Genomic DNA, 18,615 nt, shown 5'->3' with positions numbered 1-18,615 from the left:
TTTGGTTTGCGATTTGCACGCCGAGAGGGATAATCCCCGGTCTTTATACTCCCTGTTAATCTGAACACTCTGCTTCATGAAGAAAGCACTCATCACCGGCATTACCGGTCAGGATGGCTCGTATCTCGCCGAGCTTCTGCTGGACAAGGGTTACGAGGTCCACGGCATCATTCGCCGGGGGTCGACGTTTAACACAAGCCGGATCGACCACCTCTACAAGGACCCGCACGTTAACGGCTCCAGACTTTTCCTCCATTATGGTGATCTGGCTGATTCCGTGCAGATGGTGAAGCTGCTTTACGAGCTCAAACCGGACGAAATTTACAACCTCGGGGCTCAGAGTCACGTGCGCGTGTCGTTCGACATCCCCGAGTACACGGGCGACGTAGTGGGCCTGGCTGCGGTTCGCATGCTGGAGGCCATCCGTGAGGCCAATCTGGTAAACAAGGTCCGCTACTATCAGGCTTCTTCATCCGAGATGTTCGGTAAGGTGCATGAGGTGCCGCAGACCGAGACGACGCCTTTCCACCCGCGCTCACCCTATGGCTGTGCCAAGGTCTTCGCCTACTGGCTGACGGTCAACTACCGCGAGAGCTACGGCCTCCATGCCAGCAACGGCATCCTCTTCAACCACGAGAGCCCGCGCCGCGGCGAAACCTTTGTCACCCGCAAGATCACCCGCGCGGCCACCCGCATCAAGCTCGGCCTGCAGGACGCGCTCTACCTCGGCAACCTCGATGCCCGGCGCGACTGGGGCTACGCCAAGGAGTATGTCGAGGTCATGTGGCAGATGCTGCAGCAGGACAACCCGGACGACTACGTCTGCGCGACCGGCGAGACGCACAGCATCCGCGAGTTCTGTGAGGAGACCTTTGGGCTGCTCGATCTGGACTGGGAAAAGTACGTCAAGTACGACGCCCGCTATGAGCGACCGTCCGAGGTGGACCTGCTCGTGGGTAACCCGGCCAAGCTGAAGAAGCAGATCGGCTGGGAGCCCAAGGTGAAGTTCAAGGACCTGGTCAAAATCATGGTCGATGCCGATCTCGCCCTGGCCAGAAAGGAAATGGCCTGCGATGAGGCCATCGCTCAGCAAAACCTGGGCACGGACACCGTTGCCTGAGCTTCGGGGCTTACGGCGAGCTTAGAGAATTGTCTGCGATGAAGTCTGCCTTTGATAAAGCCCGGGTCGAGTTTTGGTCAAATTGCGAATACACCGGCTTTATGCCACGCATCGTCGAGTTGTTGCGTGAAGATGGCTGGGACTGCTCGCATCGCTATCTGATTCCGTATCAGTCGTACCGTGGTGCCCAAGGCACTCTGGGGAGGCTCTGGCTGCGTTTTAAAATGTATGCCCTGTATCCGCTCTATCTGTCTGCACGAGTATTCTTTAACCGCTCGGAAGCGATTTTGGTTGTGACCACGAACACCTTTTACGCTCCTGCAGTAGCATTGCTTTTGCGCTCCAGGAAACAGCGGGTGATTCATTTGGTGTATGATCTTTTCCCTGAGTCACTCATTCATGCTGGAATGCTCAAGGAACAAAGCCCGGGGGCACGCTTGCTCAACCGTCTGCAAGCGTGGGTGCTGCGTAAGGCCGATTTGAATATTTTACTGGGCGAAAATCTAAAGGCTTATTTGGAGAATAAACACTCGCAAGTGGCGAATTCTGTTGTGATTGCCGTCGGTGCCAACGAGGTGCCTTTCCCTCCGCGAAAGCCTGCTGAGCCGGGTCAACCTTTTCGAATCCTGTATTGTGGTAACATGGGGTATATGCACGATCCTGCGAGTATTGGAAAATTGATACAAGAACCGGGCGAGACCATTGCCGAGCGTTGTCGCCTTAGCTTTCACTCCAACGGTAAAGGGTACGCGCGCCTGATGGAAATGCTTGGTGATGCGGTGCCAGGATGGGTGTCGCTGAATGGTTTTTTAGACGATGCGCAGTGGGTGGATAAAATGCGGCAGTCCGATATCGCGCTCATCATTATGGGAGAAGGCGCGGAAAACATTCTCATGCCGAGCAAGGCTTACAGTGCATTGGTGGCCGGCCAAGCCCTCTTGGCGATCGCTCCGGAGCATAGTGATCTAGCCGAGATTATCCGCCTTGAAAAGTGTGGCTGGCTGGTTGCTCCCGGGGACGTTGAGGGGTTACGGTCTACGCTGGAATATATTCTCACTCACCCGGAGGAGGTGTGGGAGTGTCAGCAGCGAGCCCAAGCTTGTGGGATACGTGATTATTCCGGTCCCGCTGTCGCGCGGCAGTGGGCAGCAGCTTTTCAGCAGGTGTAGGCTGAGGATACGGCGCTACAGTAGGTCGCGGATTTTCTGGTAAACTTCTTCGAAGGCCTGATCTCGCATGGCAAAGAGCTCTTGCGTCAGGGCCTGTGCTGCTTGCTTTTTCTCCTGAAGTGCCTCGGGAGTGAGTGTTTCCAGAAAGCTCTTAATCGTCTGAGCTGTGTCCTCGCTCGGAGATAGCCGCCAGCCGGCCTTCTGCAGGAGTTGCCAGTTGTCGTTACTGTCCGAGCAGTGGAAAAGGATACTGCCGCCCTCACAGATCGCGCTGATGGCTTTGGAGGGGACGCAAATGTGGTCCCAGTGCTGGAGCAGGGTGACCAGGTGGACGTCGATGTAGCTGAGGTGTTCGCGCGGCACGCTATCGAGTAGGACGACCTCTGGCATGTCCTTTGCCAGGGCGCGGATGCGTGACGACTTTGAGCCAGAGGCAGCGAGAATGAAGCGGTAGCGCTCGGGGTCGAAATACTTCAAGGCCGCCTCGACGAATGCGTCGCTGTGGGCTTCGCCGAGATTACCGACGTAGCCGAGGATGATCTTTCCGTCCGCTTGTGCCCATGGGGGCGGAGTCGGGCTGCCACCGGTGTGTACGATCCCGCAGGGCAGCACAGAGGCCGCAGGCGGGGAGCCATAGTAGCTCTGGATGTGCTGACCTTGGGCCTTCCCCAGTGCCAGTAAGTGACTGGGAGGACAGGCGTGGACACTCTTTTTGATAAAGCGGTAGACCGGGTTGTCTGCCTTGACGAGTCCGGCCGCGACAAAGGCTTCCGGGTATAGGTCCATGGACCAGTAAATCCAGGGTAGCTTGCGACGGCGGGCCTGTCGCCCCATCCAGAAATTAAGGAGGGGCGGATCGGTCATGCAGATGACCGGGCCATGCTGCAGGCTGGCGGCTTTGCGAGCCAGTTGACGACCCTCCATCATGCTGGAGAGCAGTCGCAGGATCTTGTTTTTACCGTCGTAGTAGCGGCGCAGGAGATGGAGGGATTCGTCCGAGGGGTCCGCATCGCCGTTCTCGGAGCTGCGCAGGGCGACCTTGGCGACTTGGACGCCGCGCTTGGTCAGGTACTCGGCCAGTTCGGACGCCGGGTGCCCCGTGATGCTGCCTCCGCAAGGAATGTTGCGGTTTACGATGGTACAGCGCATGTGAAGACCCTCGCTGTATTAGCCTTGGCGCTCACGCCAGCTGATCAGGATTTCACTGAAGATGTCGTCGAGGCTCTTGGTGATGTCCCAGTCCGGATAGTGGCTGCGCATCTTGCTCAGGTCGCTGTAGTAGCAGATGTGGTCACCTTCGCGGTTCTTGTCCACATACTTGTACTTCATCGGCTTGCCGCCGAGGGATTCGATACGCTTGAAAGCTTCCAGGATGGAGCAGCTGTTCTGCTTGCCGCCGCCGAGGTTGTAGACCTCGCCGATGCGGGGGTTCTGGTAAAAGGCCCACATGAAGCGCGCCACGTCCAGCGAGTGGATGTTGTCGCGGACTTGTTTACCTTTGTAGCCAAAGACGGTGTATTCGCGCTCTTCCAGGTTGCACTTGACCAGGTAGCTGAGGAATCCGTGCAGCTCGACACCACTGTGATTGGGGCCGGTCAGGCAGCCGCCGCGCAGGCAGCAAGTGGGGATGCCGAAGTAGCGCCCGTACTCCTGGACCATGACGTCTGCGGCGACTTTCGACGCCCCAAAGAGCGAGTGCTTGGACTGGTCGATGGTGAAGCTCTCAGCGATACCGTTCTCGTAGGTGGAGTCATCGTACTCCCAGCGTGTGTCCAGTTCCTTGAGGGCGATGTTGTTAGGGGCATCGCCGTAGACCTTGTTCGTGGACATGTGGATGAACGGGCTTTCCGGGCAGTGCTGGCGGACAGCCTCCAGCAGGTTGAGCGTACCGCCTGCATTCGTGTCGAAATCGTCAAAGGGGATCTGGGCGGCGCGGTCGTGTGAGGGCTGGGCAGCGGTATGGACAATCACGTCAGGGCGTAATGTCTTGAGCAGCTCCTGTACGCCGGCACGGTCGCGAATGTCCAGCTCATGGTGCGCGAACTCAGGCAGGGCGGTCTGCAGGCGCTGCTGGTTCCAGCGGGTATCACCAGCTTCACCGAAAAAGACAGCCCGCTGGTTGTTATCGAGGCCATGAACAGCGAAGCCTTGTTTAGCGAAAAAGACGCAAACTTCCGATCCAATGAGGCCGGAAGAGCCGGTAACGAGTATTTTTTTCATGGAAATTCAAGTGAGCGGAACGCCTCTGGCAGTAAGTTGCCAAAGAAGAATTATATTTCGAATAAACGAACTATTGGCAAGAGTGAACAGCCCTGCGACCGAAGTCTACACCCCCCTGCGGGCCAGGGTCTGGAATGTCTCTTTATTCACTGAATGGTCTGCAACAGGCAAACCTAAGACGCTGTGTTACGGCTATTTAACGTGATGAGATGTGCATCCTTAAGGTTTGATCAATGGTGCTTTGGGAGGGAGCACACGGGCCGGATTTCCCACCGCCACACCGTTGGCCGGGACGTCGTGTAGCACGACGGCGCCAGCACCGATAACCGCATTGTCGCCGATACGAATGTCGCCGATCACGAGTGCATTGGGGTAGATGGTGACATTATCTCCGAGCTTGGGGTATGCGGTGCTGTGAGCGTTGCGCGTCTCCTTTGTCCCCAGCGTGACATTCTGGTAGATGGCGCAGTTGTTCCCCATCACGACACTGTGCCCAATGACAATCCCCACGGGGTGTGGGAAACGGGTCTTTTTCGCGATGAGTGTTTTCAGGCCGATCGTGAAATCGTTGCAGAGATAGACCTTAATCGTCTTGTAGTGAAGCAAGCTGAGGAAGATCAGTTGCAGGGGTTTTATCAGGTAAACCTGGATGCGTTTTACAAACTTGCTCATGGTGACAGGGGGCTGAGTCTAGGAGTCTTGGGGTTCAATGTGTCTTTGTCGGATGAGTCGGGCCGGGTTACCGGCTACGACGGCGAGCGGCGGGACGTCTTTGACCACGACCGAGCAAGCACCGACAACAGCACCTCGGTGGACGGTTACGCCTGGTCCGACGAAGGCGCGTGCAAAGATCCAGCTACCCTGCTCCAGGATGATGGGGCCGGTGACCAGATCGCGCTGCATACTGTCGATATTGTGGGAGGCAGTACACAGAAAGGCTTGTTGGCTGACGGTCACATCCTCATGCAGGATGATCTTGTCGACGCAGTAGCATTCGACATCTTCGGCGATGCCACTGCGGCTGCGCATTTCCAGGTTCCAGGGGGCGTAGATGTTGACGTTTGGGTACACCCGCGCGCCTTTGGCGATCTTTGCCCCGAAACACTGGAGGATGAACTTGCGCCAGGCGAAGCAGGGCCTGGGGCTATGTTTGACGAGAGGCTTCACCATGGCCCACAAGATCCGGCCCAGCCTGTTCCCCAGGCTCAACTCGGAGCGATAGGATTGCTGATAGAAGTTCTGTTTAGGGCCGTCGGTCTGGGTGCTCATGGATAGAGAAAGTCAGGCTTGGATGTTTTAAATAACAGGTGCTCGTAAAAAGCGCGCATCCGCTCGCCGATGGAGGGCCACGCGAAATGCGTCTGCACGAGCTCACGGGCTTTGAGGCCCATGGTGATACGCCTCGTGCGCTCACAGGCGAAGAGCTGCTGCAGCGCCTTTTCAATCTCAGGGGTGACAGGCTCGACCCACCAGCCGCAGTCTTCATCGCGGAGCATCTGCCATGGGGCGCCGGTGGTGGTCAGTACCGGAAGCCCGTAGCTCATGGCTTCGGCGACAACGATGCCAAAATTTTCGGAGTAGGTGGGGAGTACGAAAGCGTCTGCGTTGAGGAAAGCCGCCTCTTTGGCTTCGTTTTCGAGGGGGCCTACGACCTGCGCGACCTCTTCCAGCTTGAGCTGTTTGATCTGCTGGACGACCTCGGCCGCGTGTCCGCCGTCGTCATTCCCGGCGATGACGAGCTTCCAGTTCTGCGGGCGCAGGTGGGACCAGGCTTCCAGCAGGAGCGGGATGCCTTTTTTCACGTGGACGCGGGAGAGGAAGAGCAGCGTGCGGGTGGTGGTGTCTTCGTGGTGTGAGGCAGCTAGAGTGGGCAGGTTAACGCCGTTGGGAAGGACGGCGATGGGTTGCCGGAAGCCCAGTTTACGGAGCTGCTCGGCTTCGGAGTTCGCCGTGGCGTGAAAGGCTGCAGCGGCATGCAGGATCTTGCGCTGATAGGCGAACCAGGCGATTTTCTTTTTCCACTTATGGTGGTTCATGGCCCAGGGCTCGAGCATGCCGCGGGGAGAGATCACCAGGGGGAGCTTGCGTTGCTGCGCATAGCGGTAGAAGGCCAGATTACTGGGGCCCCAGATGCCACTGTCGTGGGCGAGATCAACGTCCTTGTCTCCGAGAGCTGTGCTCATGCAGGCGGAGAGGGGCCCGGAGGTGCGGCTGTATGGGCACATCGTCATGCCTGGGGCGACGGACACCTCGCCCTGGTCCTCGCTCTTGCCATAGAGTAGCGTGACGTCGTCCCCGTTGCGATACATGGAGTCAGCCAGTGCGCTGACAGAGCGGGGAGGGCCGCCGTCATTAACGCCCAGCGTCGGCACATGAAGCAGGGCTTTCGGGGGGTGGCTGGTGGGTGCGGGCATGGTTAAAGTCCCCAGGGCAGGTAAAGTTTACTCGGGTCGCTATTGGCCTGTGGTTGCAGGTGGGCCCTTAGATATGCGGCTGTTACCTGTGGGTGCAGGCGCGGTGCGAAATCAAGCGCATGCTGGCTTAAGCCAGCCAGGAGCTCTGGCTTCAGGACAAGCTGTCGGATACAGCAGGCGAGCTCGCCGTAGTCGCCACTGCGGAAAGTCAGTCCCGCCTGGCTGGCCTGGACGATGTCCGCCGCTCCGAGTCGGTCTGAGCAGATCACAGGCATGCCCTCCTGTAGCGCCTCATTGATACGGATCCCCCATGGCTCCTCATAGCCTGGGGCGATCAAGACATGCGCTTTCTTTTTGAGTGCGTTGAACTCCTCATAGGGGAGGATGCCGGGCAGAGTTACCTGCTGCTCCAGCTTATGCTGCTTGATGTAGCGTTCGAGGCTGGGGAGATAGGAACCGCTGCCGGTGATCGTGCAGGAAAAAGGGAGGCCCTGCTGATGGAGCAGGTGCAGGGCTCGTACCAGCAGTCCGCTTCCTTTGAACTCCTCGACGAAGCCGGTACACAGCAAGTGAAGCGGCTGATCGGGAGTGCGCGAACGCAGAAATGTATTCTCGATTGGGGGTGGGCTGAGAAAGTAACCGAAGGGTATGATCTTCTCGACTGGCCAGCCGATTCTGCGCATGGCCTCAAGCCGGTTGCCCGAAAGACAGAAGACTTTCTGCACCGCAGCAATGCGCTTGCTCAGGACTCGGGGCAGAACCGCCTGCAGGTAGAGCGCCTTGAGCCACCTTTTGATGCCGGTGCTCATGTTGCAGGGGGCTTCACTCATGGCTGCGACGGGTAGCCCCATGGCCGTGGCCGTTTGCAGGACATGCACCAGCTTTTTGTGGCGCTGGTAGTTACTGAGCACATGTGTGGCGTCTGTGTTTTCCTCCAAAATCGCCTGTGCGCGCTCTTGCCAGTTCCCCTCTTCCAGGATCTCCAGAGTGGCATTGGCCATGTCGGGGATTTTCCAGTGCAGAGATTTGCGGCCCTGGCTCAGGCCGGAGGCGGTGACGACCTTGATCTCCATATCCTCGAACTTCGACAGCTCGGCGAAGATGGGAAGCATGGCCTTGCAGGGGATGTTCCACCAGAAGACGACTTTCAGCTTATTTGGCTGGTCTGTGTTCATGGTATTTGCTGGTAAAGGGATTCGTAGGCGGCTGCGATTTGGGAGGGGTGGTACTGCCGCGCATTATTCAGTCCGGCCTCAATCAGGCGCGCGCGGAGCTGTTCATCGTTGAGCAGCTGCTCTATGCCGGTGCGGATAGAGCTCACATCTTCGGGGTCGATCAGGAGAGCGGCTCCTGCGGCAACTTCTCTCATGGGTAGGCGATCGGAGGTGAGTACCGGGCGCCCGACAGACTGTGCCTCGATGATGGGCATGCCGAAGCCCTCGGTCAGCGAGGGAAAAAGAACGATGTCCGCCTCCTGGTATTCACGGAGAAGTTGCTCGTCGCTGATCTGGTGGTCGCTGGAGTACTCCAGGCCGCTGGCATTGAGCTGTTCCTGGAGCTGGGGCGAGAGTTTCCCGATGATGCGCAGGTGTACATCGAATCCGCGCAGGGCTTCGATGGTACGGGAGAGATTCTTGTTCTGCGTGGTGCCGACTTGCAGCAGGCGTGCTTTGCCAGCGAGTGGACGGGGTGGGCTATAGGTGAAAAACTCTGACACGCAGTCAGGGATCACATGGCTCACATGCGCCGGAAGCGGTACGTGCTGTTGGAAGTGTTCTTGTGAGGCCTTGGAGATAAAGACAATGAATCTGCACTTCCACGCAGGCACGCGCATGTAGAGAAATTTGTAGATTGCGCGCTGCCAGTGGCTGCGCTCGTCCCAGTCGATGAAATGAACGTCATGGACGGTGAGCACCGTGCGTTTGCGCGGTAGGGCGAGGCACAGGTAGTGCACGTCGCCGGTGATATGGTTGATCTCGGAGCGGTGGTTGAAGGCGTGCAGCAGATTGAGCAGGATTTTGACAGGGTTACTGGCACTGGCATGGGGACAGTAGCACTCGCTCTGACGATAGTCGGGGCTGATAGCCTGCCGGATGTCCGCAAAAAGACGCTGAATGCTGATCCCTTTGCTTTGCTTCCGGTAAAAAAACGTGAGCTTTCTGGGCGTCATGAGGCGGGAGAAGCAGTTCTAGTGCATCGGTCCCCTGTGATGGGGAGGGGGAGGCCGCCTGTGCGGCATCGGCATGCGACCTGGCATTGGCATGGGGCCGGGCATAGGGCCAGGCATAGGCATCGGGCCTTGCATCGGCATGGGGCCGTAGGGAGCGGACTTCATGTGCATGTGTCCGATACCGATCCCGAGAATCGTCAAAAAGATGACGACGTAAGTGTCCGAAATAAAGTAGTCACCCGCAGAGAAACCAATGGTGAAGATGGTTAGCACCAGCGACTTGTACAGAGCGTTCACGACGGGATCCGGATCACTTCGACAGCCCAGAACCTTGTAGGCGACATAGTATAGAGCAAACAGGTACAAGGTGCCGAAAGCGAACCCGTAGTATCGCCAGGCCAACAGGAAACTGTTGTGGGGGGCAGTCCTCCACACTGCCGTCTTACCATCAAGTCCCTGAAAGAGATATATGGCCCCCGGGAGGGGAAAAGCGCCATGCAGCGGCTGGTTGTTCCACAGTTCGTTGAGCTGTCCACGCCAGACGCTGGCACGGTCGGCCGTGGCCTTGAAGATCAGGCGATTTTTAAGTTCCTCAAACGAACCGATGCTGGTCAAGTTACCGATGCGATCGTCACCCTTTTGCCGGGACTCCTCCAAGTACGCCTTGGTGGCGTATTTGTCCATGTCCATGCTCGAAACCGTAAAGACCATCGCGAGCTGAAAAACGAAGCCGAAAATCAACATGGGACGCAGCAGCTTCTCGTTGAACTTCGCCAGGACATAGAAAAAGAAAAAGCCGATGATGTAGATCTTCGTCCAGAACGTCGCGAAGACGATACCATAGGCGATCACTGCGAGGCACAACATCGCCAGGAGAAAAGATGGTGCGGTGCGCTTGTTTAAGAGGTAGATGAATAATAGAGACGCACCGATGACGCCCATAAATATGGTGCGAGTCAGGGCTAAGGGAGTGGTTACTGCCAGGACACAGAATATAATGGACAGGGGGAAGAAGGTGACCATGAACTTTCTAAACGTGTAGCCATAAGAGACTGCAACCGCCCCCATGCACAAAAAGGCCACTGGAACGATTGGCTTGATCGTGATGAGATTGAAGCCCGAGGACCGGAAGTAGATGACTTTCTGAAACAGGTGGAATGCAAATACCAGGCCCAACATGATGAGGGCGTTGCGGACGACCGGGATCTGCAGGGTATCTCGAAGCTTGGTGTTCGCCAGGATGAACGGGGCAGAGACAATGCTCACAAAGGTCGCGATGGTGGCCCCGATGCCACTGATCGAGAGATAGGTGAAGGTGTGCCCTTCGAATTCCCCGAACTGGTTCACAGAGGCATCAAAGAGTTGATACTCGGTCTTTGTTAGAAAAACAGAGTAGGCCAGAAACAGGATGGCAAAGACGTTTACGTAGCCCTTGTCGTGCTCCGCCAGCAAATAGAATGCGAACAGATAAAGTATCGGGTAGGTCAGGGTCGCCGGCCCCTCGCCTATGAACTGATAGACGAAGTTCGAGACGATCACGAGGAAGAAGGCGATGTATAGTCTATACGCGCGTTGCATGGAGGCGGAAAATAAAAGAGTTTACTTGGAGGTGAGATAGGAGCGTGAAACACGCTGCGTCCGGCGCCAGGAGCTTGGCACTGAGAACGCAGACAAGGTGTGATGCTGGTTTCACGAGTTTAAGAGTTTCATGTAACGCTGCCGGTAGTTATTCAGCATCGTTTCGGCCGTGAAGTCCTTTAGGTAGCGCTCACGGCACCGCAGGCTCATTTCCTCAAGTTTACCGGTGGGTAGTTCAGTAATCTTTTTGAGGTGCTGGAGAAGATCATCGTCGTTGTCGCAGTCAAAGAGCCAGCCGGTTTGATCGGGCTCGATGACTTCGGGGAATCCCCCCCGATTGCTGGCGATGGTGGGGATAGCGCACGAGAATCCTTCGAGGATGGATCGGGCGAAGGGTTCCCAGTAGTTACTGGGGGTAACCAGGATGTCGATTTCACTGAGGAATTCGTCGGGCTTCACGCGTCCAAGAAATGTGATGTTCGGGAGGGCGTATTTCTCCTTGAGAGCTTGATCAGAATCCACACTGCCTGAAGTGCCCGCGACAAGCAACCGGTTTTCGGGGGGCATCTTGGGCCATACACGCAGCAGTTGGTCGATGCCTTTGCTTTGGGAGAGGGCACCCAGGAACCCGAATGTATAGGGAGGCTTGGGGTGGTACGGCTTGTTGTAGAGGTCCTTGACGCCGTTGTGGATGACATGGCTCTGGGCATTGGGGAAGAGGCCCTCGCGCAGGTGTGCCTCGAGCACATCGCGGGATACCCCCACGATCTGGTCCACGTGCTTGGAGTGGCTGTCGTGTCGCAGGTTGTAGGCCTTGCAGAAGTTGCAGCGTCGGTGGCACAGCCCGTGTCCGAACATGTGGTAGGGGCACAGCAGGCGGCGGTCGCGTAAGGTGTGCATGACCTGGCAGCCCTGTTTTTTGGCGTGTGCCCAGATCTGAGTCGAAAGCCAGGCGAGGTTATTGGTGTGGAGCAAGTCGGGCTTTACTTCATCGAAGATGCTGCGTATCTGCGCCTCGCGGGGGAAATTGTAATTCTCGCCGATGTGAAAGAGTGCGGTTTTGAGCTTCGTATCTGCCGGGCGTTTCCATGAGCCGACATTGCGGGCGGGGACTCGGTAGATCGTCACGCCGTTCATCTGTTCGCGATGGGTATTCTTGTCGGGCGAGGATGTGATGACGGACACGTCGTAATAGCGGCTCATTTCCTCCGCTATTTGCTGGGTACTCAATTCGGCTCCACCTACGACATAAGGCGGATACAGTGTGCTCATTATCAGGACACGTTTCATAGAAGGATAGCGCCAGCGTTGACGTTATTTGGATTGTTCGGATGCATGTGTATTTTGGACGGGTACGTCTTTGTCGAACTTGGGGGATAGCTATGCCTTATTTGTGTGCGCGGATTTTTTGGCTATCAGCTTTTTTACATACTCGATGGCATACAGGTAAAACTTGTCTTGGCCAACCAAGAGATAGTCGATGACCAGAAAGGCGATGACGTAGAAAATGGACTTGAGGATAAGGCCGGGCAGCGGTTGTTGGATGGCCCAATACTCGCAGACAAGGCCACCAGACAGGTAGGCCACCAGTGCGGCCGTCATCGCCAGTAGCGTGGGCCGCCAGAGGGCACTGTAAAAATCCCGATTGCGCAGGAAGGTGCCACGGTAGCAATAAGCTATCGAAAAGGGTCGGATTAAAATGTAGGAGGCGCTGGCTCCGATTGCCACCCCCAGGGCTCCCCAGGGCAGGCCCACAATCATGCTCAGCACCGTAATGGGAACGACGACGAAGCTCCACTTGAATTGCCGGTCTGTATGCCCGAGGCTGGCATAGACGATGCCGTCGGCAATGTTGGTGGCGTTGATATAGGCCAGCGGTAGCAAGGCCAGAAACAGCTTGGTGGCGGGTGCCCACTCTTCGCCCAGCACAAGCAGTACGACCTCTTTACAGTTGATGGCGGTGTAGCAAATGATGCTGACGGAGAGGTAGGCCATCATACTCAGCAGCTTGATATATGTGCTGCGATAGCGTGGGGTGTCATTGGCCAGACGGCTCAGGGTCGGCAGAAAGGTCTGAGAGAGGGGGGAGTTGATCTGCTGCATCGGCAGCAGGATCAAGCGATAGGCCATCGAGTAGTAGCCCAGCGCCTGCTCCCCGACGAATTTGCCGATGAGGATATTGTCGGCGTTGCGGGAGAAAAAGTTGACGGTGTTGAACCCGAAGAGATTGCTGCCGTATTTCAGGAAAGGTTTGGTGCCGACGTAGCGCTTGGGCATCCCCGGTAACCAGCGTACATTCAGTATGTAAAAGGCTGTGCGGCCGAACGCTCCGGCCACATTCAGGACGACCAGCGCCCAGTAGCCATAGCCAGCCCAGGCCATGTAGATAGCCAGGCCGACCGCTATGACCTGCGAGATGACGTCGGCTCCCATCAGCTTGGAGAACTGCATCGCCCGCATCATCAGGGCGCGGTGCTGCAGGCCGATGCCCTCTACGAAAAGCCCGGCAGCAAGGGCTAGCGTGATGGGCACCAGCTTTGGCTGTTCATAAAAAGCGGCGATCAGTGGCGAACTGGCCGCAAAGAGCCCGGCGACGAGTGTGCTGAGAACGACATTGAACCAGAACAAGTTGGAAATCTGGTCGTGGTGGATGCTTTCGCGTTGGACGGTCGCCTGTGTGAGACCAAAGTCGCGAAACAGCACGATGAGGCCGATCAGGACAGTGACCATGCCTACCAGGCCGAAGTCCGTGGGGGTGAGTAACCGTGCCAGTGCGATCGTAGAGCCCATCTGCAGCACGAGGCGCACACCCTGCCCCAGGAGCATAATAACGCCCCCGCGGGCCGTACGCTTGCCGATATCCTTGAGGACGTCCTTGTCGCTGAAATAGCGGTCCGAGGGACGTGTTGCTGGACATTCGTTACTCATTTACATGCGTTCAGGATGCTTGCGTGGCGGTGTGACGGGGGCTCATCGTGGCCTTTGGCGGTCCGCTAGAGCTTGATCGTCTTGAGCCAGTCGCGGTTGGCTTCGTGCCATGCGACACTGCGCCGGAAGCCTTCAAAGGGGTCGATCTGGGGTTCCCAGCCCAGAAGGGATTTGGCCTTGTCGATATTGGCCCAGGTTTCCTTCATGTCGGCCTTGTGGAAGGGCTTCTGGTTGATGACGGCTTTCTTGCCCAGGTGCTTTTCAAAGCTTTCGATCATGGCGTTGATCGAGACGGGGTTGTTTCCACCGCCGAGATTGATGATCTCGTAGCCGAGCGGCTTGAGGGCGGCGATGGTGCCGCGCGCGATATCGTCGACATAGGTGAAATCACGGCTCTGGGAGCCGTCGCCAAAGAGCTCGATGGGGGTACCCTCGTCGATCCATTTGATGAAGCGCAGGATGGACATGTCCGGACGACCCGCCGGGCCGAAGACGGTAAAGTACCTCAGGATGCTGACATCGATGCCATACAGATGGTGATAGGTGTAGGCCATGGCCTCTGCGGCCTTCTTCGAGGCCGCATAGGGCGAGATCGGTGTGTTAACCGGCAGGGTCTCGACAAAGGGCATGGGCTGCCCCGCGTAGAGAGAGGAGGTGGAGGCCAGTATAAATTTCTGCACGCCGCGCTCCTTCATGCACTCCAGCAGGTTGAGCGTGCCGTGGGCATTGGTCGTCATGTAGACGTGCGGATTATCCATGCTGTACCGCACACCGGCCCGTGCCGCCAGGTTGATGACGGCGGAGAACGAGTGCTCGCCAAAGAGCGTTTTCAGGGCGGGCAGGTCCTCAATGTCCAGAGGGCGGAAGGTAAAGCCCTCGCGCTTCTTGAGCTGGTCCAGACGGTACTGTTTGACCTGCGGGTCGTAGTAGTCGTTGAGGTTATCGATGCCGACGACGGGCTGCCCGGCATCCAGGAGCATCTCGGCGGTCTTGCTGCCGATGAAACCGGCCGCGCCGGTCACGAGAATGGGTTGGGACTTGCTCATTAAAGATGATCGTAAAGGGTTATGCTGAGATTTTACCCGAGGAATTTGGAAATCACGGGCAGCAGTTTGTTCGCTTTGGATTGCCATTGCAGCAGGGTGTCCAGGCGTTTCAGGGCGAGTTCATTGTCCTTGGGGAGGTGTTTGCGCAGGTTTTCCAGGCGCTCCTTACCGGTGCGCATGCGGGGGCGCATCTTGGCGTCGATGAAGTAGCCCAGCAGACGCCTCATAGAGCGTTCGGGGGTGAAATAGTTCCCGCGCTGCCCGGGGACAGACTGCTTGTGGGCTGCTCCCATATCTACCAGCAGCCGCAGCCCCTGGGAGGCTGACCCCGCGCTGATCTGGAGCTTTTGTCCGATCTCTTCCTGGCTCAGCGGCTCGTCCGCGCAAAAGAGAACTCCATAGATCTGTGCCACGGACTTGGGCACACCAAACGAATCAAACAAACCGACGAAAGTATTCAGCAGTTCGATTTCCCAGTCTTCCAGCGTGGTCGAGGAGTTTGTCATGATATTATGTTTTTTATAAATTCATTTTTTTCTGAAATAAAGAAAAATATGGAGTTGCGCTGTCATCGGGTGATTTGCGAGGATATCGGGCTAAGAGAGAGACTCGTAGGCCGCACGCGCCGGGTTGTCTCCAACGGTCAACTAACGTTTTTTGCCATGCTTGATCTTACGGTCATAGTGCCCGTTAAAAATGAGGAGAAAAATCTGCCCTTGTGCCTGCGGGAGCTGAAGGGGTTTGCGCGCACGGTCGTGGTGGTGGACTCCAGCAGCACGGATCGTACGCCTGAGATTGCCCGGGAGTTCGGGGCGCAGTATGTAAATTTTGTCTGGGACGGGCAGTTCCCAAAGAAGCGCAACTGGACCTTGCGGAACCACCCGATCACGACTGAATGGGTGCTCTTCCTCGATGCCGACGAGTACTTGACGGATGATGTCCGGGCCGAGTTGGAGGCGCGGCTGCCGCAGGCCACTGAGCAGGGCTTTTGGATGGGGTTTCATAACTACTTCCAGGGTAAGCTTATGCGCCACGGCGTCGCGTTCAGGAAGCTGGCGCTGTTTCGTACGGGCGCGGGTGAATATGAGCGGATTGAAGAGGACCACTGGAGCAGGATCGACATGGAGGTGCACGAGCATCCGATCATCGAGGGCAAAATCGGGGAGATATCCGCCCGGATCGTTCACCAGGACTACAAGGGGCTGGAGGCTTTCATTGCCAAGCACAACGCGTACTCTTCCTGGGAGGCGCATCGGTACTGGAAGATCACCCAGGCCAGTGAGGAGGAATGGTTGCGCCTGACGCCGCGGCAGAAAAAGAAATACCGCAACCTGGCGAAGTGGTGGTGGTCGCCGGCGTATTTTGTCGTCAATTACTTCCTCAAGCTCGGCTTCCTGGACGGCAGAAAGGGCTTCGTCTTCTCAGTTTTCAAAGGAATCTATTTCTACGAGATCCGCCAGAAAATCCTGGAAGTGGGAGCTGCGCGCGACCGGGAGCCCCGCGCTTAAGCAGTGCCGCGCAAGTCAGCTCCGGCGCAGGATTTTCATTTCTTTCTGAATCAACGCCTCGTACCACGCCAGGCGACGGCAGTATTCCCAGGCTTCACGCCCTTCGAGGAGGCCGCCCCGCAGGACATAGGTGTAGAAGAAGCGGAACAGCGGCCATCCGGGCAGCCGACTGACGAGGCGCTTGATGGCGGGGTTGCGGCGCGAGGCATGGCGGGAAAAGACACGGGATAGCGGTACATCGGAGGTTCGGCGGGCGAGGGCCTCCTGCTGGGCGTATTTGCGGTGGCGCTTCTCCCAGACCTCCCAGCCGCCCCCGAAGGCGTAGTGCAGGTAGGGTTCTTTGATGTAGTCGATCTCGCCGTCCACCTGATCCTCCTTCTGGCCGTGGCCGAAGTCCGTGAAGCGCGCCCGGCCTACCCGCATGAGCCGAAACTGCCATTTGGGGAAGTTGTCGGCGCGCTTGAGCCAGCGCTCGCCGAGCATGAGCGCCCAGCAGCAGTAGTAGCCAGCGACCGAGTTGGGCGCATGGGCGGTCTTATCGCTTAGCTCGGTGAGCAGGGTAGGGGTGATGCGCTCGTCGGCATCGAGAAAGAGCACCCAACTGTGCTTAATGGGGCAGTGGTCGAGCGCCCAGTTCCGCTGTTGCCCAAAGGATTGGAAGGCGTTGACCGAGACGGTGGCTCCGCTGGCTTTGGCCAGCTCGACGGTGCGGTCCGTGCTGCCGGAGTCGAGCAGGTGGATGTCGTCGCACCATTTAAGGGAGTCCAGGCAGCCGGGCAGGTCACGCTCCTCGTTGAGTGTCAGGATGATGACCGAGATGTCAGGGGCTTCCGGCATGCTGCGATCACAAGAGGTTGCCGGTGGCCTGACAACTCTCAAACCGCCATGAAGTCCGTTGGTGCCACTGCGTTTGAGGTCTGGAGTTGTCACCCAATTGTCGCCCGATACGGGATTAAAGGATTGTCAATAGTGGCGATATAAGGACGATCAGGGGCTTTCCCTAATCCGAAAAAAGCTGATATGAAAATCTGTTGTATTGGAGCTGGCTATGTGGGGGGACCCACCATGGCCATGATTGCCAAGCAGTGCCCGGATATTCCGGTCACCGTCGTTGACATCAACCAGGCGCGCATTGACGCGTGGAACTCCGACTCTCTGCCGGTTTTTGAGCCAGGCTTGGATGAAGTGGTTCGCGAGGCGCGAGGCCGCAACCTGTTTTTCAGCACGGATGTGGATAAAGGAATCCGCGAGGCGGAGATGATCTTTATCTCGGTGAACACGCCGACCAAGACCTACGGGGTCGGGGCTGGCCGCGCGGCTGACCTCAAGTATATTGAGCTGTGCGCCCGTCGCATCGCTGACGTTGCCGAGTCGGATAAGATCGTGGTGGAAAAGTCCACCCTGCCGGTGCGGACGGCTGAGTCTGTGCGGCGCATCCTGGCCGGTTCCGGTAAGGACCTGAAGTTCCAGGTCATCTCAAATCCGGAATTTTTGGCGGAAGGGACCGCTGTTGAGGACTTGATGGCGCCGGATCGCGTGCTGATTGGCGGCGAAGAGTCGGCAGAAGGTGACAAGGCCGTGCAGGCTCTTGTCGATGTCTATGCCCACTGGGTGCCGCGTGAGCGCATCCTGACGACCAATGTCTGGTCCTCCGAGCTGTCCAAGCTGACCGCTAACGCCTTTCTGGCCCAGCGCATTTCCTCCATCAACGCTATTTCCGCCCTCTGTGAAGCCACGGGTGCGAATGTGGACGAGGTTGCGCACGCCATCGGGCGGGATTCGCGCATCGGTCCGAAATTCCTGCGCAGCTCCGTTGGGTTTGGGGGCTCCTGCTTCCAGAAGGACATTCTCAACCTGGTCTATCTCTGTGAGCACTTCGGGCTGCCCGAGGTCTCCAAATACTGGGAGCAGGTCGTGACCATGAATGACTATCAGAAGCGCCGCTTCGTAGATCGCATGGTCTCCACGCTTTTCAACACCGTATCGGGCAAGAAAATCGCGATTCTCGGGTTTGCCTTTAAAAAGGATACCAATGATACGCGTGAGTCACCGGCTATCGATGTCTGTCGCGACTTGCTGGAAGAGCAGGCGAATCTGGCCGTGTATGACCCGAAGGTGACCGCGGCGTCGATCCGCCAGGAGCTCGCTCTGGATGAGGGTGATAGCGCCGTCGATATTTGCGAGGACCCCTATGAAGCCGTAAAGGGCGCCCATGCTGTGGCGATCCTGACCGAGTGGGATGCCTTTAAGGAACTGGACTGGGAGCGCATTTACAAGGACATGCTCAAGCCCGCCTTTGTCTTCGATGGCCGTAATATCCTGAACCTTGCCGAGCTGCGTAAAATCGGCTTCGAGGCACATGGGATCGGCCAGGGGGGCAGCCGCTAGGTGCGTGAGCGCGCGGGGCTCTGCCCCTCTTGCCCACAAGGCTCGCTGCCACTGATAACGGAAACAGAACCCCA

General features: G+C 57.4%; 17 protein-coding genes. 4 read left to right on the top strand and 13 right to left on the bottom strand.

What is annotated here, in order from left to right; translation table 11 throughout:
• The first annotated feature begins 76 nt into the window (after window positions 1–76).
• Both gmd and K0V07_RS03685 read left to right on the top strand, forming a co-directional pair.
• A complete protein-coding gene (gene gmd, locus K0V07_RS03690) occupies window positions 77–1,120 on the top strand; it encodes a GDP-mannose 4,6-dehydratase (RefSeq protein WP_220623187.1) in 1,044 nt (347 codons plus the stop codon).
• Between the two features lie 38 nt (window positions 1,121–1,158).
• Complete coding sequence (locus tag K0V07_RS03685; RefSeq protein WP_220623186.1) at window positions 1,159–2,289, top strand: hypothetical protein; 1,131 nt, start codon at window positions 1,159–1,161, stop codon at window positions 2,287–2,289.
• Between the two features lie 15 nt (window positions 2,290–2,304).
• Here K0V07_RS03685 and K0V07_RS03680 read toward each other — a convergent pair whose 3' ends face one another.
• From K0V07_RS03680 to K0V07_RS03625, 12 genes are all read right to left on the bottom strand, one after another.
• Window positions 2,305–3,438, bottom strand: a complete 1,134-nt coding sequence (locus K0V07_RS03680; RefSeq protein WP_220623185.1) for a hypothetical protein — start codon at window positions 3,436–3,438, stop codon at window positions 2,305–2,307.
• 18 nt (window positions 3,439–3,456) lie between these two features.
• Window positions 3,457–4,509: an NAD-dependent epimerase/dehydratase family protein gene (locus K0V07_RS03675; RefSeq protein WP_220623184.1), complete on the bottom strand. Its 1,053-nt coding sequence runs from the start codon at window positions 4,507–4,509 to the stop codon at window positions 3,457–3,459.
• Between the two features lie 219 nt (window positions 4,510–4,728).
• A complete protein-coding gene (locus tag K0V07_RS16600; protein WP_220623183.1) occupies window positions 4,729–5,181 on the bottom strand; it encodes a serine acetyltransferase in 453 nt (150 codons plus the stop codon).
• Window positions 5,182–5,199: 18 nt separating this feature from the next.
• Window positions 5,200–5,778, bottom strand: coding sequence for a putative colanic acid biosynthesis acetyltransferase (locus tag K0V07_RS16595; RefSeq protein WP_220623182.1), 579 nt, complete (start codon window positions 5,776–5,778; stop codon window positions 5,200–5,202).
• Window positions 5,775–6,923, bottom strand: a complete 1,149-nt coding sequence (locus K0V07_RS03660) for a glycosyltransferase (RefSeq protein ID WP_220623181.1) — start codon at window positions 6,921–6,923, stop codon at window positions 5,775–5,777. Before K0V07_RS03660 ends, K0V07_RS16595 begins: the two co-directional genes overlap by 4 nt.
• A 2-nt stretch (window positions 6,924–6,925) precedes the next feature.
• On the bottom strand, window positions 6,926–8,098 hold the full coding sequence (locus tag K0V07_RS03655) for a glycosyltransferase (protein WP_220623180.1): 1,173 nt from the start codon (window positions 8,096–8,098) through the stop codon (window positions 6,926–6,928).
• Window positions 8,095–9,093, bottom strand: a complete 999-nt coding sequence (locus tag K0V07_RS03650) for a glycosyltransferase family 1 protein (RefSeq protein ID WP_220623179.1) — start codon at window positions 9,091–9,093, stop codon at window positions 8,095–8,097. The genes K0V07_RS03655 and K0V07_RS03650 overlap by 4 nt, the downstream gene beginning before the upstream one ends.
• Before the next feature lie 18 nt (window positions 9,094–9,111).
• Window positions 9,112–10,671, bottom strand: coding sequence for a hypothetical protein (locus K0V07_RS03645; protein WP_220623178.1), 1,560 nt, complete (start codon window positions 10,669–10,671; stop codon window positions 9,112–9,114).
• A gap of 111 nt (window positions 10,672–10,782) precedes the next feature.
• Window positions 10,783–11,943 (bottom strand): glycosyltransferase family 4 protein, encoded by a 1,161-nt coding sequence (locus tag K0V07_RS03640; RefSeq protein WP_220623177.1) that lies wholly within the window; start codon window positions 11,941–11,943, stop codon window positions 10,783–10,785.
• A gap of 108 nt (window positions 11,944–12,051) precedes the next feature.
• On the bottom strand, window positions 12,052–13,599 hold the full coding sequence (locus K0V07_RS03635; RefSeq protein WP_220623176.1) for a lipopolysaccharide biosynthesis protein: 1,548 nt from the start codon (window positions 13,597–13,599) through the stop codon (window positions 12,052–12,054).
• A gap of 65 nt (window positions 13,600–13,664) precedes the next feature.
• Complete coding sequence (locus K0V07_RS03630; protein ID WP_220623175.1) at window positions 13,665–14,645, bottom strand: NAD-dependent epimerase/dehydratase family protein; 981 nt, start codon at window positions 14,643–14,645, stop codon at window positions 13,665–13,667.
• 32 nt (window positions 14,646–14,677) lie between these two features.
• Window positions 14,678–15,151, bottom strand: a complete 474-nt coding sequence (locus K0V07_RS03625; RefSeq protein ID WP_220623174.1) for a hypothetical protein — start codon at window positions 15,149–15,151, stop codon at window positions 14,678–14,680.
• Window positions 15,152–15,307: 156 nt separating this feature from the next.
• Between K0V07_RS03625 and K0V07_RS03620 the strand changes: the two genes are divergently transcribed.
• A complete protein-coding gene (locus tag K0V07_RS03620) occupies window positions 15,308–16,153 on the top strand; it encodes a glycosyltransferase family 2 protein (RefSeq protein ID WP_220623173.1) in 846 nt (281 codons plus the stop codon).
• Window positions 16,154–16,168: 15 nt separating this feature from the next.
• Here the strand turns inward: K0V07_RS03620 and K0V07_RS03615 are convergent, their stop codons facing one another.
• A complete protein-coding gene (locus K0V07_RS03615) occupies window positions 16,169–16,990 on the bottom strand; it encodes a glycosyltransferase family 2 protein (RefSeq protein ID WP_220623172.1) in 822 nt (273 codons plus the stop codon).
• A 183-nt stretch (window positions 16,991–17,173) separates the two neighbouring features.
• Here K0V07_RS03615 and K0V07_RS03610 point away from each other — a divergent pair, with 183 nt between their 5' ends.
• Window positions 17,174–18,541, top strand: coding sequence for a UDP-glucose 6-dehydrogenase (locus K0V07_RS03610; protein ID WP_220623171.1), 1,368 nt, complete (start codon window positions 17,174–17,176; stop codon window positions 18,539–18,541).
• The last annotated feature ends 74 nt before the right edge of the window (window positions 18,542–18,615 follow it).

Origin of the sequence: Ruficoccus sp. ZRK36 (genome assembly GCF_019603315.1) — a bacterium.
Classification (GTDB): domain Bacteria; phylum Verrucomicrobiota; class Verrucomicrobiia; order Opitutales; family Cerasicoccaceae; genus Ruficoccus.
The sequence above is the reverse complement of the archived record's forward strand: the minus strand, read 5'-3'. Positions and strand labels throughout refer to the sequence as shown.